This window comes from Oerskovia rustica (assembly GCF_014836555.1).
In the GTDB taxonomy this organism is placed as follows: domain Bacteria; phylum Actinomycetota; class Actinomycetes; order Actinomycetales; family Cellulomonadaceae; genus Oerskovia; species Oerskovia rustica.
The window spans coordinates 91,085-113,273 of record NZ_JACSQQ010000001.1 but is presented as its reverse complement, the minus strand read 5'-3'; the positions used below and the strand labels follow the sequence as shown (position 1 = coordinate 113,273).

Genomic DNA, 22,189 nt, shown 5'->3' with positions numbered 1-22,189 from the left:
CCCCCCCCCCCCCCCCGCGCCGCGTCGGGACGAGCGTGGTCACCAGGCGCGCCGACTCCCCGGGTGGCAGGTCGACGGGGTGCCGGTTGTCGTGCGCGCCAGCGGAAGGAGCCCAGGCGTCGCGCACCACTGCCCGCAGCCGCCGCCGCCCGGTCATGTTCGTCACGACGAGCTGCGACGTCGCCCTCCCCGTGAGACGCACCGAGCCCGGCACGCGCCGCTCGACCGCTACCTGGCGCGGGGAGGCCGCGAGGGTCACGTCGAGCGCGCACAGCGCCACCACGACGAGCGCCCAGAGCAGCACGGTGCCGTACGAGGGCACCACGAGGACCGCCACCACGCCGAGGGCCGCCAGCGCGACGGCGCGCCACGTCAGAGCCATGTCATCCCTTCAGGCACGTGGCGCTCAGCGCGGGACCGGCACGGAGGCCAGCACCGTGTCGAGCACGCTCTCGGCGGTCACGCCCTCGAGCTCGGCCTCGGGCCGGAGCTGGACGCGGTGGCGCAGCGTCGGGTGGGCCAGGGCCTTGACGTCGTCGGGCGTGACGTACCCGCGACCGGACAGCCATGCCCACGCACGAGACGTCGCGAGCAGGGCCGTGGCGCCTCGCGGCGAGACGCCGAGCGACAGCGACGGCGAGTGGCGCGTGGCACGGCACAGGTCGACGGCGTAGCCGAGGACCTCGCGCGACACCTGCACCTGGGCCACCTCGGCGCGTGCACGGTCCAGGACGTCGCGGCCCGCGACGGGTCGCACGCCCGCCGCGGCCAGGTCGCGCGGGTTGAAGCCGGCGGCGTGCCGTGCGAGGACCTCGATCTCCTGGTCGCGCTCGGGCAGCGGCAGGACGAGCTTGAGCAGGAAGCGGTCGAGCTGGGCCTCGGGGAGGGGGTAGGTCCCCTCGTACTCGACCGGGTTCTGCGTCGCGATGACGAGGAACGGGTCCGGCAGCGGGCGGGGCGTGCCGTCGACCGAGACCTGGCGCTCCTCCATGGCCTCGAGCAGCGAGGCCTGGGTCTTGGGGGGCGTGCGGTTGATCTCGTCGGCGAGCAGCAGGTTCGTGAAGACGGGGCCCTCGCGGAAGCTGAACTCGGCCGTTCGCGCGTCGTACACGAGAGAGCCCGTGACGTCGCCCGGCATGAGGTCGGGCGTGAACTGGACGCGCTTGGTGTCCAGGTCGAGCGAGGCCGCGAGCGTGCGCACGAGCAGCGTCTTGGCGACCCCGGGCACGCCCTCGAGGAGCACGTGGCCCTTGCAGAGCATCGCGATGAGCAGGCTCGTGACCGCGGCGTCCTGGCCGACCACGGCCTTGCCGACCTCGGTCCGCACCGCGGCCAGGGCCGCGCGCAGCTCGTGCGAGGGGCCCGACGGCGCAGCCTGGGCGGGTGCGTCGGCGACGACGTGCGGGGCGGGGGCAGCGGGCGCCGGAGGGACGGGGGCGCCGTACGCGGGCGGCTGCGCCGGGGGCTCGGCCTGGTCCTGGGGCTGGGCGGGCACCGGCTGTGCGGGCTGGGCCTGCGGAGGCGCGTAGCGGTCCGCGGGCTGCTGATAGGGGTTCGACCCCTCGGGGTGGTGCGTCACGGGTGGAAGACCTCGCTCTCCAACTGGTCAAGGTGACGTGCGAGCTCGAGCAGCGCTGCGTCGTCGGCGGGTGGTGGGCCGTACAGGAGGTGCGCGACCTGCTCGGCCGGGCGGTGCGTGGCGCGGACGACCGCGTCGATCAGCGCGGGGGCGGCTGCGGACCGGGGCAGGCCCAGGCGTGAGGCCATGCGATCGGCGCTGTGAGCCCGCAGACCTGCTGCGGCGTGGCCGCGCGAGCGGGACCGGCGGTACAGGCGCCCCCGGCCGCGTGTCGTCTCCGACGCGCGGACGACGACCGGGAGGTCCTCGGTCACGAGCGGACCGAGGCGGCGTCCGCGCCAGAGCGCCGCGAACAGGGCGACCACGAGGAGCTGGACGAGGACGATCGGCACCCACGGTGGCAGCGTGGCCGCCCCTGCGACGGAGGTGTCCGTGGACGAGGTGTCCAGGAGGTCGGGGACGAACCAGGTCAGGGTCTCGTGCCGGCCGAGCGAGCGCAGCGCGAGGGCCGCGTTGCCGTCCTGGTCGATCCGGGAGTTGGTGATCAGCCCCGCGTCGTCGAGCGCGACGACGCGGCGGTCGCCCTCGTGGACCAGGTAGGCGCCGGTGTCGGGCGGGCTGTCGTCGCCGGGGAAGCAGACGACCGACCCGGGGCCGGTCGAGGTGAAGCCGTAGCCCGTGCTGCGGATCTCCTCGGCGGCGGTCGCGTCGGGGTCGGTGCACTGCGGGCTCCGCAGGGCGTCGGGCGACGACCAGTCGTCGCCCAGGGTCGCGGCCCCGTCGGTCGCGCCCTCCAGCAGGTCGTACCCCGGCTCGAGGAGCACCAGGTCGGCCTCGGTCGCCAGGATCGCGTCGACCTGCTCGGGCAGGAGGTTGAGGTCGGAGGTGACGAGGAGCGTCGTCCCGGCGTCGGCGCGGGAGACCGCGTCCGCGGTCGTGGTCACGTGCTCGACGTCGACGCCCTGGTCGCCCAGCACCTGGGCAAGGGCCCGGGCACCGTTCGGCCCGGCGTTGTCCGGGGCGAACGGGGTGCTCGAGACGGCGGGTCGCGACAGTGCGGCGAGCCCCGCGACGATCGCGATCAGGAGCAGCACGGCGAGAGGCCAGCGCGCGGCCCGCCACCGGCGTGCGGCACGGGAGCCGGTCGTGGTGCCGTCGCCCGTCACGCGCACAGGGACGTAGGCCGTGGTGACGGCTGCGGCGGTCGTGTCGGGTGCCGTGACGGGGGGCGGCGGTGCGTCGAGACCAGTCGTCACCGGGAGCCTCCCGAGGGGGTGGGCGCCTGCGCGGGGGAGTCGGGCTCCAGGCCGCCGAGCAGGTGGGCGGGCGGCGTCGGCGTCGTGGCGAGGGTCGCGGCGTCGAGCTCTCGCAGCGCCTGGTCGGCCGCTGGGCCCACCGACACCTTGCCGTACCGGACGTCGTCGAACAGGCGCGCGCCGACCGTGAGCCGGTCGGCGAGCGCCGGGAGTCGCAGGGCGGCGTCGTCCGCGGCCTCGTGGGCCGTGCGACCGGGGCGCGGGTCCAGGATCACGCGCTCCTCGAGCGAGCGCACGACGGCGCGGTAGCGCTCCACGACGGCGGTCGGCCAGTCGCCCACCGAGGCGGCGGCGTCGGCCGCGGCCCGGAGCTCCTTGGCCGAGCGCTCGTCGTCGTCGAACACAGCGACCGACGAACGGGCCTTGCGGGACAGGCGGACCGGGCCCGTGACCACGTAGGCGACCACCGCTACGACGAGGACGAGCCCGACGATCACGAGCGAGGCCACGACGGGGTTCACGTCGAGGACCCGGACGTCGGTGAACAGGCCGGTCAGCCAGTCGATGAAGCGCGACAGGAGCGAGGGCTGGTCCACGTACACGGGGTCGAGGAGCTCCTCCTTCAGCCACTGCCGTGCGGTGTCGGCGTCGGGGACGACCGGGACGTCCCACCGCACACCCTGCGCAAGGCCGAGGCGCGCCGGGGCGGCCGCCTGCCAGGCGGCGAGCGACGCAGGGAGCGCGCCGGTCACGCCGGGCCGTGGCCCGTGTGCTCTTCGGCCGCGGCCGTGAGCTCGACGTCCAGCCCCTCGCGGCGCATGCGGACGTCGATGTAGAGCAGCGAGACGACGCCCGCGAGGAACACCGCGCTGATGACCCCCGTGACGATCGACCCCACGGCCACGATCGCATACATCGCGAACATGCTCATGAGCGAGACCATGCCGCCGATGATCCCGAACGGCTGCGAGACGAGCCAGGTGATGGTGCCGACCGCGACGGAGGCCAGGAGGTAGATCCCGAGCAGCCGCCAGAACGAGCCGCGAGAGACGGTCCAGCCGCGCTTCACGCCGCTCGCGAAGCCCTGGCCCTCGAGGACCATGGCCGGCGGGACGAGGAGCGTGCGGACGAGGAACCAGCAGCCGAACACGGCAAGACCCAGCAGCCCGAGGAGCGCGACGGCGATGCCGAGGCCGACGTCGGCCGTGAACGCGAGGACCGTGAGGAGCAGGTAGACGAACCAGACGGCCCCGAGGGCGATCGACCAGAGGATCGAGAAGCCCAGCAGGGGCCAGATCTTCGACTTCGCCTGGGCCCAGACCTCGCCCGCGCTCGCCTTGCGACCGATCACTGACTGGCCCACCGAGGTGATGAGCAGGCCGTTGACGACGGGCATCGCGAGGGCGAGCACGACCGAGGACACCATCGAGGCGCCGAGGAGGGGGAACATCTCCGTGAGGCCCGTGGCGTCGGCGCCCATCTCGACGCTCAGCTCCGCCTCGATCTGGGCGAGCTGGGGCGAGAAGATCCCGCTGATCAGCACGCCCAGGCCGAGCCCGAGGACCGTCGCGATCGCGATCACGGTCGCGCTCATCCCGAGCATCACCTTGGGGTTGGCGCGGATCGCACCGAACGCGCCGTCGAAGATCTCGCCGAGGCTCAGCGGGCGCAGCGGGATGATGCCGGGCTTGTTCGCGGGCGGGGCGTAGGGCTTGCCCGCGAAGGACGGCGGACCGTAGCCGGGCTGCGGGGGGCCGCCGTACTGCGGTGCGCCGTACTGGCCGGGCTGGCCGTACTGCCCGTGCTGCGGCGCACCGTGCTGGCCGGGCTCGCCGGAGGGCTGGCCGTACTGGCCCTGCTGCCCGTACTGCGGCTGCCCCCATGCGTTCGACGTGGGCTGGGCCGGCGCAGGCTGGCCGGACTGTGCCGGGGGGCCGTACCGACCGGGCTGCGCGGGCGGCCCGCCGACGGGTGGCGTCGCGCCCGCCGGTGGCTGCGGGGCGCGCTGGCCGTAGCGCGGGGTGTCGTCCGGTGCTGGCGTGCCGGCGTCGTCGGGCGTCGTCATCTGCTCTGCTGTCCCCGCTCGGTTCTGTCGGGCCCCGAGGGCTCGTCCTGATGAGGCCGTGCACGACGCCACGACGGCGTCCGGCCCGGTAGCGGACCACCCTAGTACGGGGGACCGGCCGACGCGGTGGCCGGGCCGTTCGGGTGAACACCGGCCGCCCCACGGTGGGTCGGACCGACGAGCCCGCGGTCGATGGCAAAATGGGGCCATGAAGGTACGTGTGCTTGTGGTCGACGACGACACCGCTCTCGCCGAGATGATCGGCATCGTGCTGCGGTCCGAGGGGTTCGACCCGGTGTTCTGCGCGGACGGGGACCTCGCTCTGGCCGCGTTCCGCAGCACCCAGCCGGACCTCGTCCTGCTGGACCTCATGCTGCCCGGCAAGGACGGCACCGAGGTGTGCCGTCTGATCCGTGCGGAGTCGGGGGTGCCCATCATCATGCTCACGGCCAAGAGCGACACGGTCGACGTCGTGCTCGGCCTGGAGTCCGGCGCGGACGACTACATCTCCAAGCCGTTCAAGCCCAAGGAGCTCGTCGCGCGGATCCGGGCCCGCCTGCGCCGCTCGGACGAGCCCGCCCCCGAGCACCTCGCGATCGGCGACGTCGAGATCGACGTGACCGGGCACCGGGTCACGCGCGACGGCCGCCCCATCGCGCTCACGCCCCTCGAGTTCGACCTCCTGGTCGCGCTCGCCCGCAAGCCCTGGCAGGTCTTCACGCGCGAGGTCCTCCTCGAGAAGGTCTGGGGCTACCGTCACGCGGCGGACACGCGCCTGGTCAACGTCCACGTGCAGCGCCTGCGGTCGAAGGTCGAGCACGACCCGGAGAACCCGGAGATCGTCCTGACCGTGCGCGGCGTCGGGTACAAGGCGGGTGCGGCGCGCGGGTGAGCGCTCCGTCGCTGCGCGCGCGGGTGGGGCGGTCGTTCCGTCGCGCCCGACGGCGCCTGCGCGCCACGGTCGGTCGCCTCACCTGGCAGGCCCGGTCGTCGATGCAGCTCCGCGTGGTCGGGACCGCGCTCGTCGTCGGGGTGATCACGGTCGCGGCCCTCGGCGCTTACCTGTCGAGCACGATGCGCGACGGCCTGTTCGACCAGCGCCTCGAGCAGATCAACGTCGAGAGCGCCAACTCGATCCAGCAGGCCCAGAGCCTGTTCACGGCCTCGGTGTCCAAGACCAAGGACTCCGAGATCCAGACCCTCCTGCTCGACGTGCACAACACCCTGCGCACGAGCGGCAGCCCCGACCGCAAGATCTTCCTCATGCGGCCCGAGGGGGCGCCGTCGCGCCTCAACGACGTGAGCACCGACAACCAGCTCGCGAGCCTGGTCTCGGACGAGCTCCGGGCGGCTGTCATGGAGAGCGACGGCCGCGAGCTCCAGTCGGTCGCGATCCCGCGCGACCCGTCCGACCCGCACTCGCCCGTGGACCCCGGGGTCCTCGTGGGGTCGAAGGTCCAGGTGCCGACGGTCGGTGTCTACGAGCTCTACTTCCTGTACACGCTCGCGCCCGAGCAGGAGACCCTCTCGTTCCTCCAGGGGACCCTGGTCGTCGGTGCGGTGTTCGTCGTGGGCATCCTGGGTCTGATCACCTGGGTCGTGACCCGCCAGGCGGTCCAGCCGGTCCGCAACGCCGCGGGGGTCGCGGAGCGGCTCGCCGACGGGCACCTGAACGAGCGCCTCCCGGTCAAGGGCCACGACGAGCTCGCGACGCTCGCCCGGTCGTTCAACGAGATGGCGGAGAGCCTGCAGCTCCAGATCGGCCGCATGGAGGAGCTGTCCTTGCTGCAGCGGCGCTTCGTGTCGGACGTGTCGCACGAGCTGCGCACGCCGCTCACGACGATCCGGATGGCGGGCGAGGTCCTGCACGCCTCGCGCGACGACTTCGACCCCGCGTCCAAGCGGTCGGCCGAGCTCCTCCAGACCCAGCTCGACCGGTTCGAGGACCTCCTGGCCGACCTGCTGGAGATCAGCCGGTTCGACGCGGGGGCCGCGCAGCTCGACGCCGAGCGCCGCGACGTGCGGGACGTGGTCAACGCGGCCGTCGAGCTCGCCGCGCCGCTCGCGGAGCGCAAGGGCGTGTGGATGTCGGTGCACCTCCCCGACGAGGCCGTGACCGCGGACGTCGACCCTCGTCGGGTCGAACGGATCGTGCGCAACCTCGTGGTCAACGCGATCGAGCACGCCGAGGAGAAGCCCGTCGAGATCACGGTGGCCCACGACCGGTACGCGGTCGCGGTGGTGGTCCGCGACCACGGCGTCGGGATGACGCAGGACGAGGCGCTGCACGTGTTCGACCGCTTCTGGCGGGCCGACCCGGCGCGCGCCCGCACGACCGGGGGGACGGGGCTCGGCCTCGCCATCTCGCTCGAGGACGCGCACCTGCACGGTGGGTGGCTCGAGGTCTGGGGGCGCCCTGGCCAGGGGGCCGCCTTCCGTCTCACGCTCCCGCTGCGCGCCGGGATCCGGCTCGAGGCGTCGCCGCTCCCGCTGGTGCCCGAGGAGCCGACGCACGGACGCGGTCTGCGCCCGCCGACGGGGCAGATCGAGCGGGTCGAGGACCCGACGGAGGGCACCACGAGCCCCTCGGCCCTTCCCGTCCTCCCTGACGAGAACCTCACGTTCGTCCGCCAGGGCGTCGTCACCGAACGACCGGGTACGTCCGTCGACGAGGAGCAGGCACGATGACCGAGCGACGACCCGGCAGGCCGACGAGCGCCCTCGGAGCAGGGCTCGTGGTGGCGGCCCTCGCGCTGTCCGGCTGCGCGTCGATCCCGACCTCGGGCCCGGTGATCCGTGGCAGCGACGTGGTGCAGGGTTTCAACGCCCCGGGGCTGCGCGCGCGGGGACCGGTCGCGGGTGACGACCCGGTGCGGATCGTGTCGGGCTTCCTGACCGCGCAGGCGGCCGGACCGGCCGGTGACTTCGACGTCGCCCAGGAGTTCCTCACGGACGCCGACGCCTGGAGCTGGGACTCCCAGGTCCTGGTCTTCGACGGCGACCTCGACCTGACGATGGACGAGGAGGCCGTGAAGACGGGGCAGGTGACGGTCACGGGCAGCGCGACGGTCGTCGGGGCCCTGGACAAGCGTGGCGTCTACACCGAGGACGTCCCCCGCGGGGAGGGCGCCGTCCCGGTGTCGTTCGGGCTGGTTCGCCAGGGTGACGGACAGTGGCGGATCGAGACGGCCGAGGACGGGCTGCTGCTCTCCGAGAGCAGCTTCCAGGCGGCCTTCCGGCAGACCCGCCTGTACTTCCCGTCGGCCGACCGTGAGGTGCTCGTCCCCGACGACCGCTGGTTCCCCAACAGGGGGTGGCAGACGAGCGCCGTGACCGAGATCCTGATCGGACCGGTCGAGTGGCTGAGGGGCGCGACGGCGCCCGTGGTCCCCGAGGGAACGCGTCTGAGCATCGACGCGGTGCCGAGCGAGGGCGGCATCACCGAGGTCCGGCTGACGGACACGATCTCGCTCGCGCCGCCCGAGGACCGCGCGCTCCTCAAGGCCCAGCTCGAGGCGACGCTCTTCGACGCTTTGCCGCTCACCGTCAACCTCTACCGCGGGGAGGACCTGCTGAGCACCCCCACGGGCGGGACGGTGCCGATCAAGGCGGTGACGGAGGGGAGCGAGGTCGTCGCGGCGGAGGGCGAGATCAAGGCGCTCGACGGCGGCGCGGACCAGGCGACCTCCTTGTCCCCGGCGGTCTCGCTCGCCGGGACCACCGCCACCGCGCTGGCGCAGGGCAGCAACGCGCGCCCGCTCGTGGTCCGCGACGGCTCGGACGGGCTCGTCCGGCTCGCGACCAAGAACCTGCCGCAGGTCCCGCTCCTGACGGGCGAGGACCTGCTCGCGCCGAGCGTCGACCGGTTCGGCGGGGTGTGGTCGGGTCCCATGGCGCAGTCGGGCGCGCTGCAGGTCGTCCGTGCGGACCTCGCGGAGGCGGGCGAACCTGTCACGGTCGCCGCGCCGTGGTTGGCGGGGCGCACCGTGCAGTCGATCCGCGTCGCGCACGACGGCGCCCGGATCGCGGTGATCAGCTCGGACGGTACGGGCACCCGGGTGGAGGTCGCCGGGATCGTGCGCGACGAGAAGGACGTCCCGACGGGGCTCTCGGAACCCTTCCGGGTCGGTGCTCCCATCACCTCGGCCTCGCAGGTCGTCTGGGCCGACGAGACGACGCTCGCGGTCCTGGGCACCGACGACACGGAGGCCGCCCCGACGGTCCACCTCGTCCTGGTCGGTGGCGAGACCACGAGGCTCTCACCGGTGGCGGGGGCGACGGCGATCAGCGCGGGCGACGGCGACCGGACGGTCCAGGTCCTCACCCAGGACGGGACGCTGTTCGGGCGAAGCCGGTCGGGCGCCGTCTGGGAGAAGCGGATAGAGAACGTCGCGCTGCCGGCGTTCCCGGGCTGAGGCCGAGGCGCCGTGCGGCAGGGGGCCGTGAGCGGGCCGTGCACAGGCTCGCGCTCGGCGCAGCCGTCCACAGGCGCGTTCCCGACGGCGACGGAGCCGACCGGCAGTCCTGCACGATCGCGTGCGTGCGCCACCGTCCCCAGCAGCCCGAGCCCGCTCGCCTCCCCGGCCTCCTCGTCGCCCTGAGCGGGTGGGTACGCACGCTCTCGCGCCTGCTCGTCCCGGTCGAGTGCCCCGGCTGCGGTGCGCGGGACGTCCCGCTCTGCTCGGCGTGCGCTCAGGTCCTGGACCGCGCCCCGACCCGTCGCGAGGCCGACGCTCCGCGGCTCGACCGGATGGACGGGACCCCGCCGCTGCCCGTGTGGGTTCTCGCACCGTACGCCGGCCCGCTCCGGGGCATCGTGGTGTCGTGGAAGGACAAGGGGCGTCACGACCTCTCGACGGTCGTCGAGGGGGCCGCGTACCGCGCCGGGCGTGCCGTCGCACCCTGGGTGCGCGGCGCCGTCGGGCCGGGGGAGGGTGCGCGGTCCGGTGCACCGGCGCGCGTCCTGGTCGTGCCCGCGCCGTCGTCCGCCGCGGCGCGCCGCGCACGCGGTTCCGAGCCCGTCCAGGGGCTCGCCAGGGCCCTCGCCCGCGGCCTCGCGGACGCCGGGGTCGACGCGGCCGCGGCGCCCGTCCTGGCGCAGCGGGGACGGCACGGGCGGGACCAGGTGGGCCTCGGGTCGAGGAGCCGGGGCGCACGCCTCCGGGGCGTGCGCGTCGCCCGCCGCGCGGCGCGCCGGGGCCTCCCGCGACCAGGAGCCGTCTGCCTCCTGGTGGACGACGTGCTCACCACCGGGGCCACGCTCGCGGCGTGCGAACGGGCGCTGGAGGACGCCGGCGCCCGGGTCCTGGGCGCGGTCGTGCTCGGCGCGACACCCCCTCCGCGGCGAGGTGACGCGCCACCTGAAGTTCATCTCCCGAAGATGCTGCCTTTACCTACCGGGAGGGTTAACCTGGGGACCAGTCGTCACGGGGAACGGTTGGTAGGGGACCCGTGCGGCCACAGAGCGATCGACCCGAGGCAAGGTCCTCGGGCAGGGAGGTGATAGGTACTCCGGATCCCCCTCGGGGGAGCCAGACCCAGGACCACACGGGACGCTCTGGAAGCACCGAGAGCGTCCGAGACCCTTTGCGGAGGCTCACATGGAGATCGTTGTCGTCGGCAGGCACACGGAAGTGGCTGACCGCTTCCGCCGACACGTGGAAGAAAAGCTCGCGAAGTTCGAGCAGCTCGCACCGACCGCCCAGCGGATCGACGTCGAGGTCACCCACGAGAACAACCCCCGACTGTCCGAGGTGCGCGAGAGGGTCGAGCTGACCGTCCGCGCCAAGGGACCCGTCGTCCGCGCCGAGGCGGCAGCAGACGACCGGTTCGGGGCACTCGACCTGGCCATGAACAAGCTCCAGGAGAGGCTGCGACGCGTCAGCGACCGTCGCAAGAACCACCGCAACAACAACCCCGCACCGCCCGTCGACGTCCGGCCGTTCATCCCGGAGGACAAGCACCCCGAGCCCGCGCCGGAGCACCCGGCAGCACCGGGGGACGCGGTCGAGACCCAGCTCGGCGACTCGCCCGTCGTCATCCGTCAGAAGCTCCACTCCGCAGAGCCCATGACGATCGACGACGCCCTCTACGAGATGGAGATGGTGGGCCACGACTTCTACCTCTTCGTCGACGTGGAGACGGCCCGCCCCTCGGTCGCCTACCGGCGCCGTGGATGGAGCTACGGGGTCATCGCGCTCGACACGTCCTGCGCAGGCGGCACCAAGGCCGCACCCGAGGCGGGCTGACCGCCGCCACCAGCTGACCCGACGGGGTGACGTCGCCGACCAGGCGGCGCCACCCCGTCGGTGCGTCCGGGCGGGTGTCGGTGGCGCGCGGCAGGATGGACCGGGTGAAGACCGAGTCGATGTCGCTCGCCCAGGCCCGCAGGGTCGCCCTCGCCGCGCAGGGCCTGCACGCTCCACGGCCCGACGCCGCCGCGCCCCGGGAGGTCACGCTGCGCCAGGTGCAGCGCACCGTGGACCGGCTCGGGCTCCTGCAGATCGACTCGGTCAACGTCCTGGCCCGGGCCCACCTCGTCCCGCTGTACTCGCGGCTCGGCCCGTACGACGTGTCGCTGCTCGACCGGGCCGCGGGACGCGCACCGCGCCGGCTCGTCGAGTACTGGGCGCACGTCGCGTCCTACGTCCCGCCCGAGACCTACCGGCTCCTGGAGTGGCGCCAGCGCGCGTACCGCACCGAGGCGTGGGGGTCGATCAGCGGGGTCGAGGCCTCCCACTCGGCCGTCGTGGAGCACGTCCGGCAGATCGTGACCGAGCGCGGGCCGGTCACGGCGAGCGAGGTCCACGAGATCCTCGAGGCCCAGGGCATGGGCGAGGCGCGCGGCACGGTGGAGTGGGGCTGGAACTGGTCGCTGGCCAAGCGGGCCCTCGAGCTCCTCTTCTTCACGGGCGAGATCACTGCGGCGCGCCGCAACGCCGCGTTCGAGCGCTGCTACGACCTGACCGAGCGGGTCCTGCCGCCCGCGGTGCTCGCCGCGCCGCCCGTGAGCGACGAGGACGCCGTCCGCCGCCTGCTGGAGATCGGGGCGCGGGCGCACGGCGTCGGGACGCTGCGCTGCTTCCAGGACTACTTCCGGCTCAAGGGCCCGGCCCCGCGCCGCGCGCTGGCCGACCTCGTCGAGGACGGCGTACTCCGCCCCGTCGAGGTCCGGGGCTGGGACGAGACCACGTACCTGCACCGCGACGCCGCCCTCCCGCGTCGCGCCCAGGGACGCGCGCTGCTCAGCCCTTTCGACCCCCTCGTGTTCGAGCGCACCCGCCTCGAACGACTCTTCGGCACGTACTACCGCATCGAGATCTACGTGCCCGCGGCCAAGCGGGTCCACGGCTACTACGTGCTGCCGTTCCTCCAGGGCGACCGCATCACCGCGAAGGTCGACCTCAAGGCGGACCGTCGCGCCGGGCTGCTCAGGGTCCTGTCGGCGCACCGCGAGGAGCACGCCGACGCGGGCACCGCGCCGGCGCTCGCGGCCGAGCTCCGCCTCATGGCGACCTGGTTGGGGCTGGCGGACGTCGTCGTCGGGCCGGCGGGGGACCTGGCGCCCGCGCTCGCGGCAGAGGTCGGGCGGGTGGACGCCGGGGCTGCCGGGTAGCTCTCGCGCCCCGGACCGTGCGTTTCGCCGGAGAGCGAAACCACAGGTACCGGACAGAAGCCCACCCATGTGCCGGACTCGCCTACGATGGTCTGTGGTGTGATCCAGCCGACTGCCGCCAGGTGGTCGCCTCGCATTCGCCCCGGACCGTCCGGCCCGGGGGCTCGATCGATACGGGAGTACTGCGTGCCTGCGATCCTCGAGAAGGTCCTGCGCTTCGGCGAGGGCCGGATCCTGAAGAAGTTGTCCGGCCTGGCAGAGCAGGTCAACAAGCTGGAGCCCAGCTTCGAGGACCTGACCGACGAGGAGCTGCGCGAGGAGACCGACCGCTTCAAGGAACGGCTCGAGAACGGCGCGACGCTCGACGAGATCCTCCCCGAGGCGTTCGCCGCGGTCCGTGAGGCCGCCCGCCGCACCCTCGGGCAGCGCGCCTACGACGTGCAGCTCATGGGCGGTGCGGCCCTGCACCTGGGGAACATCGCCGAGATGAAGACCGGTGAGGGCAAGACCCTCGTCGGCACCTTCCCCGCGTACCTCAACGCGCTCACGGGCAAGGGCGTGCACGTCGTCACGGTCAACGACTACCTGGCCAAGTACCAGAGCGACCTGATGGGCCGCGTCTTCCGCGCCCTCGGCCTCACGACCGGCTGCATCATCTCGGGCCAGACGCCCGCCGTGCGTCGCGAGCAGTACGCCGCGGACATCACGTACGGGACGAACAACGAGTTCGGCTTCGACTACCTGCGCGACAACATGGCGTGGAGCACCGACGACCTGGTGCAGCGCGGCCACAACTTCGCGATCGTCGACGAGGTCGACTCGATCCTCATCGACGAGGCGCGTACCCCGCTCATCATCTCGGGCCCCGCGTCGGGCGACGCGAACCGCTGGTACGGCGAGTTCGCCAAGGTCGTCCGCCGCCTGAGCCCGGAGGCGGACTACGAGGTCGACGAGAAGAAGCGCACCATCGGTGTGCTCGAGCCCGGCATCGCGAAGGTCGAGGACTACCTCGGCATCGAGAACCTGTACGAGTCGCTCAACACGCCGCTCATCGGGTTCCTCAACAACGCGATCAAGGCCAAGGAGCTCTTCAAGCGCGACAAGGACTACGTCGTGCTCAACGGCGAGGTCATGATCGTCGACGAGCACACGGGCCGTATCCTCGCGGGCCGTCGCTACAACGAGGGCATGCACCAGGCCATCGAGGCCAAGGAGGGCGTGCAGATCAAGGCGGAGAACCAGACGCTCGCCACGATCACGCTCCAGAACTACTTCCGCCTGTACGACAAGATCTCCGGGATGACCGGTACGGCCGACACCGAGGCCGCCGAGTTCCAGGGCACGTACAAGCTGGGCGTCGTGCCCATCCCCACGAACCGCAAGATGCAGCGCGTGGACCAGCCCGACCTCGTGTACAAGAACGAGGAGGGCAAGTTCGACGCCGTCGTCGCGGACATCGTCGAGCGCCACGCCGAGGGGCAGCCGGTCCTGGTCGGCACCACGAGCGTCGAGAAGTCCGAGCTCCTGTCCTCGAAGCTCAAGAAGCAGGGCGTCCCGCACGAGGTCCTCAACGCCAAGCAGCACGAGCGCGAGGCCGCGATCGTCGCGCAGGCGGGTCGCAAGGGCTCGGTCACGGTCGCGACCAACATGGCCGGCCGTGGTACCGACATCATGCTCGGTGGCAACGCCGAGTTCATGGCGGTCGCCGACCTCGCCGCGCGCGGGCTCGACGCCGCGGAGAACCCCGACGAGTACGAGGCCGCGTGGCCCGAGGCCGTCGAGCGCGCCAAGGCCGCCGTGGCCGCTGAGCACGACGAGGTCACCGAGCTCGGCGGGCTCTACGTCCTGGGCACCGAGCGCCACGAGTCGCGTCGTATCGACAACCAGCTCCGTGGTCGTTCCGGCCGTCAGGGAGACCCGGGCGAGTCCCGCTTCTACCTGTCGATGCAGGACGACCTGATGCGCTTGTTCAACTCGGGTCTCGCCGAGTCGATGATGAACCGCGCGGGCTTCCCCGACGACGTGCCCCTCGAGTCGAAGATCGTCACGCGCGGCATCGCGAGCGCGCAGGGCCAGGTCGAGGCGCGCAACTTCGAGATCCGCAAGAACGTCCTCAAGTACGACGACGTCCTCTCGCGCCAGCGCACCGTCATCTACGACGAGCGTCGCCGCGTGCTCCAGGGCGAGGACATGCAGGAGCAGGTCCAGCACTTCATCACGGACGTCGTCACGGCCTACGTCGACGGCGCCACGTCCGAGGGCAACCCGGAGCACTGGGACCTCGAGGCCCTGTGGACGGCGCTGCGCGCGGTGTACCCGGTCTCGATCGAGGTCGACGAGGTGCTCGAGCAGGCCGGGGGAGCCACGCGTCTGACGCGTGAGCTGATCCTCGAGGAGATCCTGTCCGACGCCCGCGTGGCCTACCAGGACCGCGAGGCGTCGCTGGGCAGCTCGAACATGCGTCAGCTCGAACGCCGCGTGGTGCTCTCGGTGCTGGACCGCAAGTGGCGCGAGCACCTCTACGAGATGGACTACCTCAAGGAGGGCATCGGGCTGCGCGCCATGGCGCAGCGCGACCCGCTCGTGGAGTACCAGCGCGAGGGCTTCCAGCTCTTCCAGGCCATGACCGAAGCCATCAAGGAGGAGTCGGTCGGCTTCCTGTTCAACCTCGAGGTCAAGGTCGCCGAGCCCGGCGCGTCGCCGGTCAACCCGGTCTCGGCCGCGGCTGCCGCGCAGTCGGTGGCCGGTCAGGCCTTCGGCGGTACCGCCGGGGCCGCGGGGGCCGCCGCGGCGGCCGGGGCCGCGGCGAAGGCTGCGGCGGACGCCAAGGCTGCTGCTGAGGCTGCGCAGGCCCAGGCGGCGGCGCAGGCGCAGGCCGACGCTGTTCAGGACGAGCCTGTCGAGGACGAGCTCGTGGACGCGCCGGTCGCACCTGCCCCGAAGGCCGAGCCGACGCTCATCGCGAAGGGCCTCGACGGCCCGAGCGAGCAGGTGCCGCTGCAGTACTCGGCGCCGTCCGACGACGGCTCGGGTCAGGCCGTGGTCTCAGGAGACGGCTCGCGCCGCGCCCGCCGCGCCCTGCACGGCGAGGCGACCGCGGTCGAGGGTGACGGGCGCACGTTCCCCGGCACGCCCCGCAACGCCAAGTGCCCCTGCGGCTCGGGCAAGAAGTACAAGCTCTGCCACGGTCTGAACGAAGAGGAGTAGCCCTCTCCGAGAGGACACCCGCGAGCGGCGGTCAGCCGATCTCGAGGACCACGACGCGCCACACGCCGCGTCGGGCCTCGAGTCGGAGGGCCGCCGCTCGCACTCTGTCCATGTCCTCCAGGACCACCGTGGCCTCGGCCGTGGTCTCGCCGAGGCGCACGAGCCGCGCCCTGCGGATGACGACGGGCCGTGCCGCCACGTCCGGCTCGGCGGAGCCCTGCATCAGCAGCGCGCGTCGGCCCAGTGCGTCGAAGACGTCCGGGGCGAGCCACCGCTGGAGCTGCGCGACGGGGCGTTCACCGCGCAGCACCTCGACGGCGGCCCGGACGACCGAGCAGCAGATCGACGTCGGGTCCGGCAGCACGAGCTCCGTCGTCGACGTGACGGGCCGACCGTTGTCGGCAAGGTCCTCGGCGACGGGGAACTGCGGTGCACCCCCGAAGGTCAGGACCCGGGGCCCCCGCGGGACGGCTCGGGGGAGCGCGGCCGGCGGGGCGGCGAGGCGAGGGGCCGCACCGGAACGAATCGGGCGGGCATGGTGGCGGACGGCGGTGATCGGCATGACGTCTCCTGGGGTCGGCAAGGGCCGGTGCGTCGAAGGACGACCGGTGGGACGGTGTGCTAGGTCGGCGGTGCTGTGCAGAGGTTGCAGGGTCAGGGAGTTCGGGGTGCCCGTAGGACCTGACCTGGTCTGATGAGGTCGGGGTCCTCGCCGATGACCGCGGTGTTCGCCGCGTACCAGCGCTGCCACTCCGCGGCGACCTCCGCGTCGGTCGCCCCCTCGCCGAGTGCTCGCTCGGCGAGGGACCAGAGGGAGTCGCCGCGCAGGACGACGACCGAGACGGTCGAGGCGTCGTTCCCGACGTCGGGCAGGGGAACGGCGGTCCTGGAGCCCTCTGACCGAGTCGGGCCAGACGACGCCACGGCGGGCGGGCTGTCGGCCCGCGGTGCCGGGACGACGCGCTGCGCGCCGCCCAGGAGCCCGCTGAGCGGGACGTGGCCGGGCCTCGCCGCGCCGGTGCTCGAGACCACGTCGGTCGGGGGTGGCGCGGGGCTCCCAGCGTCCCGGTCGCCTGGCGCGACGGTCGACGGCACGGCGTCGTCCGTCTGCCCCGTGCCCAGGTCGGAGGAGATCGGGCTGCCGGGGTCGACCGTCGGGGTGCCTGTGTCGGTACCTGTCTCGGCGGCGGGATGCTCGCGGTCGTCGGGTACCGGGGGCGCGCTCTCCGGGCTGTCCGCGACGGAGTCGGCAAGAACCTCCGTCGGTCCGGCTGCGGGGAGCGCCGCTTCCCGGGCGACGGCCTGCTCGGGAGACGTGCTCTGCCAGCCGAGATCGACGACCGCGGGTGCCGGGACGGGGGCGGCGGGGTCGACCTCGGCCGCCTGGGCGCTGCCGGCGCCCAGGACGAGTCCTGCCCCGACCGACACGGCGACGCTCGTGCTGGCGAGCCGGCGGACGAGGGCCGGCGCGAGCTGACGGACGATCCGTTCGCCGGCCGACCATCGGTGTCCCGCGGCGCGCACGAGGACGCACGCCACGGCGAGCAAGGAGTTGATCGCGACCCAGGCGGCGAGCAGGCCTCCCGCCCCGACGAGCGGGAGCTCCAGATAGGTCTCGAAGCGAGGGGTGGGGAGGTCGTCCGCGAGCGTCAGGACCCGCAGGGTGAGCAGGGCTGCGGCAGAGCTGGTCGCGGCGGCGAGGGCGACGAGTGCGGCCAGCCGCGGGCCGTGTCGAGCGTCTCGCCGCGCGTTCGCGTGGTCGGGTCCGGAGTGCTGCGCCATGCTTCCCCCTGAAGATGGACGACGACGTCGGGTCCGTGCTCGGATCGATCATCGCGTTTGATGCAGTTTGATCGTGCTACATCAAACTAGACCGTTCTTCGGTTGTCCAGAGGGAGTTCGCAGTTCGGACGCCTCTGGACGAAACCCCCGGGCCGACCGCTACGGTGTGGGCGTGCGCTGGGACCTGTTGTTCGCCGACCTCGAGGCACAGCTCGACGCCGCCGACGTCCAGGCTGACGCCCACGTGCTCGCGGACCTCACCCGTGCGGAGCAGGCCACGATCTCGCTCGCAGACCGCCTGCGGGGAAGCATCGAGGGTCGGCCGGTCACGGTCAGGCTCGCCGACGGTTCACACCTGACCGGTCAGGTCCGGGCAGCCGCCGCCGACTGGTTCATGCTCGCGGACGGGAATCGACGGCACGTCGTGCCTCTGCTCGCGGTCACGGTCTTCGACGGGCTCAGCGCGCACGGCGTCCCCGCGCCCTCCGGCACAGGAGCCGGCCGCGGGCTGCCGGCCCTGCTGAGGGCGCTCATGCGCGACCGCGCCGTCGTCCGTGTGCGGACGCTCGCCGGTGAGGTCGACGGACGGGTCGGACGGGTCGGCAAGGACCACCTGGACGTCACGGACACCGGGGGCGGCGCGAGGAGCAGCCGAGCCGTCCCGTTCGCGGCGCTGCTCTGCGTGAGCGAGTCGTAGGCGACGGACCAGGGGGCGGGTGCAGGTGCAGGGGGAGCAGGGGGTGCGTGGCGCGGCGATCGCGTCACGCCGACGGCGACCGCTCGGGAGCTCAGGACTCGAAGTCGCCCGCGTCGATACGGGTGCGGGTCTGTGCGTACATGCGCTGGATGTAGCCCTCGAGCTCGCTGGCCTCGACCCGCCACTGACCTCGTCCGCCGACCTGGATCGCCGGGAGGTCACCGCTGCGGACCAGCGCGTAGGCCTGAGCCGCAGAGATGTTGAGCTCCTCCGTGACGTCCGCGAGGGTGAGGAAGCGCTGTGACATGGGAACAGTCTTTCACGGAGCCGACACCGGTACGGGTTGTCCACAGGCGACCGCCCCTTCGGCTCGCGCGGGGGGCGTCGGTCGGCATGATGGCCCCCTGGCTCCCTGATGCTCGCCACTCGGGGGCGTCGCCCCGCCCCTGCCCGCACGAAATCTCCCGACGACGAAACGGACACTCATGACGAGCTCCCTCGACCCGCTGCCGACGCCCACGGTCGCCCGACTTCGACGGCCCGGTTGGCGGGACCCTCGGCTGCTCCTCGGGCTAGTGCTCGTCGCAGCCTCGGTCGCCCTCGGTTCGTGGGCCGTGTCGTCGGCCGGTCGGACCGTCGCCGTCTACGCCGCGGCGGGCCCGCTCACACCGGGCGAGCCCGTCGACGCGAGGAACCTCCGGGCCGTCGAGGTGCGCCTCGGGTCCGGGGACGGGAAGTACTTCCTCGCGGGGCGACCGCTGCCGGACGACCTGGTGGCGCTCCGCGTGGTGGGTGACGGGGAGCTCGTGGCCCGCTCCGCGGTGGGCGGGTCGGAGGAGCTCGCGGTCCGTGCCGTGGCGATCCCGGTCGCGGGGGCGCTGTCCGACAGGGTCACCGACGGTGCCCTCGTGGACGTCTGGTTCGTCCCGGCCTCCGACGACGGGGCGACGGCGGCCGAGCGCAAGGCGGACGAGAAGGACGGGGGCGGGCCCTACACGCTCGCCTCGCAGGTCGTGGTCGCGCAGGTCGCGGAGTCCGGGGGGACGCTCGTGACCGGAGGGCCGACCACGCTCCACGTGCTGGTTCCCACGGACGAGCTGGCCGGGGTCCTCGCGGCTCTCGCGGCCGAGGGCGAGATCGCTGTCGTGCCCGTCGCAGGCGGCAGCGCATGACCGCCGACGCGACGCTGCCCGTCGCGTCGGTCCTGTGCGCGGTGAGGGGCAGCGGCGAGACCGCGGTCGTGACAGCGCTGACGACCCCCGGGTCCGGAGTCGCCGTGGCGCGCCGGTGTGCCGACCTCACCGAGCTTCTCGCCGCGGCCGGGGCCGGCGCAGGCACGGCCGCGATCATCTCGGCCGACCTGCCCGGGATCAACCGTGAGTCGATCGCGCACCTGCACGGGTGCGGTGTGCGGGTCGTCGTGCTCGCGGGGCGGCAGGAGTGGCTCGGCGACCGGCTGCGTGCCATCGGTGTCGACGTGGTCCTCGACGAGGACACCCCGAGCGAGGTGCTCGTCGCGACGGTCCGCGACGAGGCCCACGGACGGGGTCGTGGGCAGGGAGGACCGCCGTCGGGCGGCCTCCCCGCCGAGCCGGGTGACGGCGCGCGCGACCAGGCCCCGCGGACCGGGCGGGTCGTCGCGGTCTGGGGACCGGCCGGCGCTCCCGGGCGGACGACGCTGGCGGTGCACCTCGCGGCCGAGCTGGCCGGGCCGGACGCCCACCGGTCGCGGCGAGGTGGGCGACGTCGCCGCCGGGGCCAGGACACGCCGTCGGGCGCGGAGGGCGGGTATCTCGCCGAGGTGCTCCTCGTCGACGCCGACACCTACGCCGGCTCGGTGGCCCAGCACCTCGGCCTGCTCGACGAGTCACCGGGCCTCGCGGCGGCCGCCCGCAGCGCGGGGCAGGGAGCTCTCGACCTCGCGGGTCTGGCGCGCCTGGCCCCGGTCGTGGCACCGCGACTGCGCGTCCTGACCGGGATCACGCGTGCCGCGCGCTGGCCCGAGCTCCCGGCGACGTCGCTCGACGTCGTCTGGGGGCTGTCGCGGGCGCTCGCCGACTGGACCGTGATCGACTGCGGGTTCGGGCTCGAGCAGGACGAGCTGCTGTCGTACGACACCCACGCCCCGCAGCGCAACGGGGCGACGCTCAGCGCGCTCGCCGCCGCTGACGTCGTGCTGGTCGTCGGCGGGTCCGACGCCGTCGGGATCCAACGGCTCGTCCGGGGCCTGGGAGATCTTGCGGACAGCGGTGCGACGAGCGGGGCGCTGCGGATCGTGGTCGCGAACCGGGTCCGGTCCTCGGCGGCCGGGCCTCGACCCGAGGCCGCGGTCCGGGACGCACTCGGCCGGTACGGCGGTGTCACGGACCTGCACGTCCTCCCGGACGACCGGCAGACTCTCGACGCGGTGCTGCTCGCGGGCAGGACCCTCGCCGAGCACGCACCGCAGACCCCGGTCCGGCGGGCGGTCGCCGACCTCGCCGAGCGGGTGCGAGGGGCGGTCGGGCCCCCGTGAGCGCGTCCACGCCGGGTGGACCACGCGAACGCGTCCCGGAACCGGCACACTGATCCCATGCGCATCTACGTTCCCGCCACCGTCGACGAGCTCGACGCCGTCACCGTGACCGGCGACGAGGCCGTCTGGTCCCTCGCTCCGCGAGCCGCCCACGCCGTCACGTCCGCCCTCTCCCGCGAGCTGCCCGACGAGGACGAGGAGGGGCTGGAGTTCGCCGCGGCCCTCGAGGCCGCCGACGACTCCCTCGCGCTCATCGCCGGTCGCGTCGGCGCCCCGCGTCAGCGTCTCGTCGTCACGGTCGAGGTGCCCGACGAGATGGTCGCGCTGACCCAGCCCGGCGACGACGAGTCGGCCGACGACCTCGCGCCCAGCGCGGTCGACGTCACGGCGTCCATCCCCGAGGTGCGCATCGTGTGCGTCCACGTCGACGAGCCCGAGGCCGCGACGGACATCGCCGAGGTCTTCGCGGCCGCCGACGAGGACCGCGACGAGGACCTCGACGCCGCGCTCGACCGCGTGAGCGAGCGCGACCTGCTCTGGTACGACTGGTCGGAGCTCAAGAGCGTCCCCCGCGCCAAGTGACCTTGCGGTAGCAGGTGCCGAGAACGGACCTGAGGCCGCCATCCACCGGATGACGACCTCAGGTCCGTTCTCGTCCGCCGGGCAGCCGGGCAGCCACCCGGCCGGGTCGGTCAGGAGAGGCGGCCCAGGATCTCGTCGTGGAGCAGGCCGTTCGTGGCGACGGCGTTGCCGCCCCACGGCCCGGGCGAGCCGTCGAGGGACGTGAACGTCCCGCCGGCCTCGGTGACGATGGGGACCAGGGCCGCCATGTCGTAGAGCTCGAGCTCGGGCTCGGCGGCGGCGTCCACGGCCCCCTCGGCCACGAGCATGTAGGACCAGAAGTCGCCGTAGGCCCGCGTCCGCCAGGTCTCGCGGGTCAGGTCGAGGAACGCGTCGAGCTTGCCGCGCTCCTCCCACCCCGACAGCGACGAGTAGGACAGCGAGGCGTCGTCCAGCTTGCCGACCTGCGAGACGCGCAGCCTGCTCGCGGCCGCGAGCGAGCGCCCGCTCCACGCGCCCGTGCCCTTGGCGGCCCACCAGCGGCGGCCCAGGGCAGGAGCGGACACGAGCCCGACGACGATCTCGTCGCCGTCGGCCAGCGCGATGAGCGTGGCCCACACCGGGACCCCGCGCACGAAGTTCTTGGTCCCGTCGATCGGGTCGATGATCCAGCGGCGGGCGCCGTGACCGGTCTCGCCGAACTCCTCACCGACGATCGCGTCGCGCCCGCGGGCCCGCGAGAGGTGGCTGCGGATGATCTCCTCCGCGGCGCGGTCGGCGTCGCTGACCGGGGTGTTGTCCGGCTTGGACTCCACGGACAGGTCGAGCGCCTTGAAGCGGGACATGGTGTGGGAGTCGACCTGGTCGGCGATCACGTGAGCCAGGCGCAGGTCGTCGTCGTAGGTCGGCATG

19 protein-coding genes and 1 pseudogene are annotated in these 22,189 nt (G+C 73.4%); 11 read left to right on the top strand and 9 right to left on the bottom strand.

Annotation, left to right across the window (positions count from 1 at the left end; all coding sequences use genetic code 11):
* The 5 genes and pseudogenes from H9652_RS19505 to H9652_RS00455 form a co-directional block, all read right to left on the bottom strand.
* Positions 1-382, bottom strand: a pseudogene (locus tag H9652_RS19505) (DUF58 domain-containing protein); the annotation flags it as partial.
* Positions 383-406: 24 nt separating this feature from the next.
* Positions 407-1,495 carry an AAA family ATPase gene (locus H9652_RS00470; RefSeq protein WP_191794267.1) on the bottom strand — a complete coding sequence of 363 codons (1,089 nt, stop codon included), beginning with the start codon at positions 1,493-1,495 and terminating at the stop codon, positions 407-409.
* An 80-nt stretch (positions 1,496-1,575) separates the two neighbouring features.
* Entirely contained in the window at positions 1,576-2,835 is a 1,260-nt protein-coding gene (locus H9652_RS00465) for a DUF4350 domain-containing protein (protein WP_318243914.1), read from the bottom strand.
* Positions 2,832-3,587: a DUF4129 domain-containing protein gene (locus H9652_RS00460; protein ID WP_191794148.1), complete on the bottom strand. Its 756-nt coding sequence runs from the start codon at positions 3,585-3,587 to the stop codon at positions 2,832-2,834. Before H9652_RS00460 ends, H9652_RS00465 begins: the two co-directional genes overlap by 4 nt.
* A complete protein-coding gene (locus H9652_RS00455; RefSeq protein ID WP_191794147.1) occupies positions 3,584-4,900 on the bottom strand; it encodes a hypothetical protein in 1,317 nt (438 codons plus the stop codon). The genes H9652_RS00460 and H9652_RS00455 overlap by 4 nt, the downstream gene beginning before the upstream one ends.
* Before the next feature lie 208 nt (positions 4,901-5,108).
* On the opposite strand from H9652_RS00455, the gene mtrA reads away from it, so the two are divergent.
* The 7 genes from mtrA (at position 5,109) to secA (ending at position 15,722) form a co-directional block, all read left to right on the top strand.
* Complete coding sequence (gene mtrA, locus H9652_RS00450) at positions 5,109-5,792, top strand: MtrAB system response regulator MtrA (RefSeq protein WP_138823451.1); 684 nt, start codon at positions 5,109-5,111, stop codon at positions 5,790-5,792.
* 101 nt (positions 5,793-5,893) lie between these two features.
* Positions 5,894-7,588, top strand: a complete 1,695-nt coding sequence (mtrB, locus tag H9652_RS00445) for an MtrAB system histidine kinase MtrB (protein WP_191794265.1) — start codon at positions 5,894-5,896, stop codon at positions 7,586-7,588.
* Positions 7,585-9,315: an LpqB family beta-propeller domain-containing protein gene (locus H9652_RS00440; protein ID WP_191794146.1), complete on the top strand. Its 1,731-nt coding sequence runs from the start codon at positions 7,585-7,587 to the stop codon at positions 9,313-9,315. Before mtrB ends, H9652_RS00440 begins: the two co-directional genes overlap by 4 nt.
* A 125-nt stretch (positions 9,316-9,440) precedes the next feature.
* Positions 9,441-10,403 carry a ComF family protein gene (locus H9652_RS00435; protein ID WP_191794145.1) on the top strand — a complete coding sequence of 321 codons (963 nt, stop codon included), beginning with the start codon at positions 9,441-9,443 and terminating at the stop codon, positions 10,401-10,403.
* 97 nt (positions 10,404-10,500) lie between these two features.
* A complete protein-coding gene (gene hpf / locus H9652_RS00430) occupies positions 10,501-11,148 on the top strand; it encodes a ribosome hibernation-promoting factor, HPF/YfiA family (protein ID WP_191794144.1) in 648 nt (215 codons plus the stop codon).
* A gap of 95 nt (positions 11,149-11,243) precedes the next feature.
* Complete coding sequence (locus H9652_RS00425; RefSeq protein ID WP_191794143.1) at positions 11,244-12,515, top strand: winged helix-turn-helix domain-containing protein; 1,272 nt, start codon at positions 11,244-11,246, stop codon at positions 12,513-12,515.
* Positions 12,516-12,701: 186 nt separating this feature from the next.
* Positions 12,702-15,722, top strand: a complete 3,021-nt coding sequence (secA, locus tag H9652_RS00420; RefSeq protein WP_191794142.1) for a preprotein translocase subunit SecA — start codon at positions 12,702-12,704, stop codon at positions 15,720-15,722.
* A gap of 31 nt (positions 15,723-15,753) precedes the next feature.
* On the opposite strand, the gene H9652_RS00415 is transcribed toward secA, so the two are convergent.
* Both H9652_RS00415 and H9652_RS00410 read right to left on the bottom strand, forming a co-directional pair.
* Positions 15,754-16,284 carry an Rv3235 family protein gene (locus H9652_RS00415; protein ID WP_191794141.1) on the bottom strand — a complete coding sequence of 177 codons (531 nt, stop codon included), beginning with the start codon at positions 16,282-16,284 and terminating at the stop codon, positions 15,754-15,756.
* A 92-nt stretch (positions 16,285-16,376) separates the two neighbouring features.
* Entirely contained in the window at positions 16,377-17,504 is a 1,128-nt protein-coding gene (locus H9652_RS00410) for a LysM peptidoglycan-binding domain-containing protein (RefSeq protein WP_191794140.1), read from the bottom strand.
* 172 nt (positions 17,505-17,676) lie between these two features.
* Between H9652_RS00410 and H9652_RS00405 the strand changes: the two genes are divergently transcribed.
* Positions 17,677-18,201, top strand: a complete 525-nt coding sequence (locus H9652_RS00405) for a hypothetical protein (protein WP_191794139.1) — start codon at positions 17,677-17,679, stop codon at positions 18,199-18,201.
* 91 nt (positions 18,202-18,292) lie between these two features.
* Here the strand turns inward: H9652_RS00405 and H9652_RS00400 are convergent, their stop codons facing one another.
* Entirely contained in the window at positions 18,293-18,508 is a 216-nt protein-coding gene (locus H9652_RS00400; RefSeq protein WP_138823467.1) for a helix-turn-helix domain-containing protein, read from the bottom strand.
* 178 nt (positions 18,509-18,686) lie between these two features.
* On the opposite strand from H9652_RS00400, the gene H9652_RS00395 reads away from it, so the two are divergent.
* The 3 genes from H9652_RS00395 to H9652_RS00385 are packed head-to-tail and all read left to right on the top strand — an operon-like array spanning position 18,687 to position 21,298.
* Entirely contained in the window at positions 18,687-19,373 is a 687-nt protein-coding gene (locus H9652_RS00395; RefSeq protein ID WP_191794138.1) for a hypothetical protein, read from the top strand.
* Positions 19,370-20,716 (top strand): AAA family ATPase, encoded by a 1,347-nt coding sequence (locus tag H9652_RS00390; RefSeq protein WP_191794137.1) that lies wholly within the window; start codon positions 19,370-19,372, stop codon positions 20,714-20,716. The genes H9652_RS00395 and H9652_RS00390 overlap by 4 nt, the downstream gene beginning before the upstream one ends.
* Before the next feature lie 57 nt (positions 20,717-20,773).
* Entirely contained in the window at positions 20,774-21,298 is a 525-nt protein-coding gene (locus H9652_RS00385; protein ID WP_191790824.1) for a DUF6912 family protein, read from the top strand.
* 110 nt (positions 21,299-21,408) lie between these two features.
* Here H9652_RS00385 and hisN read toward each other — a convergent pair whose 3' ends face one another.
* Positions 21,409-22,188 (bottom strand): histidinol-phosphatase, encoded by a 780-nt coding sequence (gene hisN / locus H9652_RS00380; RefSeq protein WP_191790823.1) that lies wholly within the window; start codon positions 22,186-22,188, stop codon positions 21,409-21,411.
* Position 22,189 lies beyond the last annotated feature (1 nt).

What these genes read in the sequence shown, in the direction of transcription:
- mtrA (WP_138823451.1), top strand. Translation starts at nt 5,109, where the DNA reads ATGAAGGTACGTGTGCTTGTGGTCGACGACGACACCGCTCTCGCCGAG.
- H9652_RS00395 (WP_191794138.1), top strand. Translation starts at nt 18,687, where the DNA reads ATGACGAGCTCCCTCGACCCGCTGCCGACGCCCACGGTCGCCCGACTT.
- hisN (WP_191790823.1), bottom strand. Translation starts at nt 22,188, where the DNA reads ATGCCGACCTACGACGACGACCTGCGCCTGGCTCACGTGATCGCCGAC.
- H9652_RS00400 (WP_138823467.1), bottom strand. Translation starts at nt 18,508, where the DNA reads ATGTCACAGCGCTTCCTCACCCTCGCGGACGTCACGGAGGAGCTCAAC.
- H9652_RS00455 (WP_191794147.1), bottom strand. Translation starts at nt 4,900, where the DNA reads ATGACGACGCCCGACGACGCCGGCACGCCAGCACCGGACGACACCCCG.
- hpf (WP_191794144.1), top strand. Translation starts at nt 10,501, where the DNA reads ATGGAGATCGTTGTCGTCGGCAGGCACACGGAAGTGGCTGACCGCTTC.
- H9652_RS00410 (WP_191794140.1), bottom strand. Translation starts at nt 17,504, where the DNA reads ATGGCGCAGCACTCCGGACCCGACCACGCGAACGCGCGGCGAGACGCT.
- mtrB (WP_191794265.1), top strand. Translation starts at nt 5,894, where the DNA reads ATGCAGCTCCGCGTGGTCGGGACCGCGCTCGTCGTCGGGGTGATCACG.
- H9652_RS00425 (WP_191794143.1), top strand. Translation starts at nt 11,244, where the DNA reads ATGGACCGGGTGAAGACCGAGTCGATGTCGCTCGCCCAGGCCCGCAGG.
- H9652_RS00385 (WP_191790824.1), top strand. Translation starts at nt 20,774, where the DNA reads ATGCGCATCTACGTTCCCGCCACCGTCGACGAGCTCGACGCCGTCACC.
- H9652_RS00390 (WP_191794137.1), top strand. Translation starts at nt 19,370, where the DNA reads ATGACCGCCGACGCGACGCTGCCCGTCGCGTCGGTCCTGTGCGCGGTG.
- H9652_RS00440 (WP_191794146.1), top strand. Translation starts at nt 7,585, where the DNA reads ATGACCGAGCGACGACCCGGCAGGCCGACGAGCGCCCTCGGAGCAGGG.
- H9652_RS00415 (WP_191794141.1), bottom strand. Translation starts at nt 16,284, where the DNA reads ATGCCGATCACCGCCGTCCGCCACCATGCCCGCCCGATTCGTTCCGGT.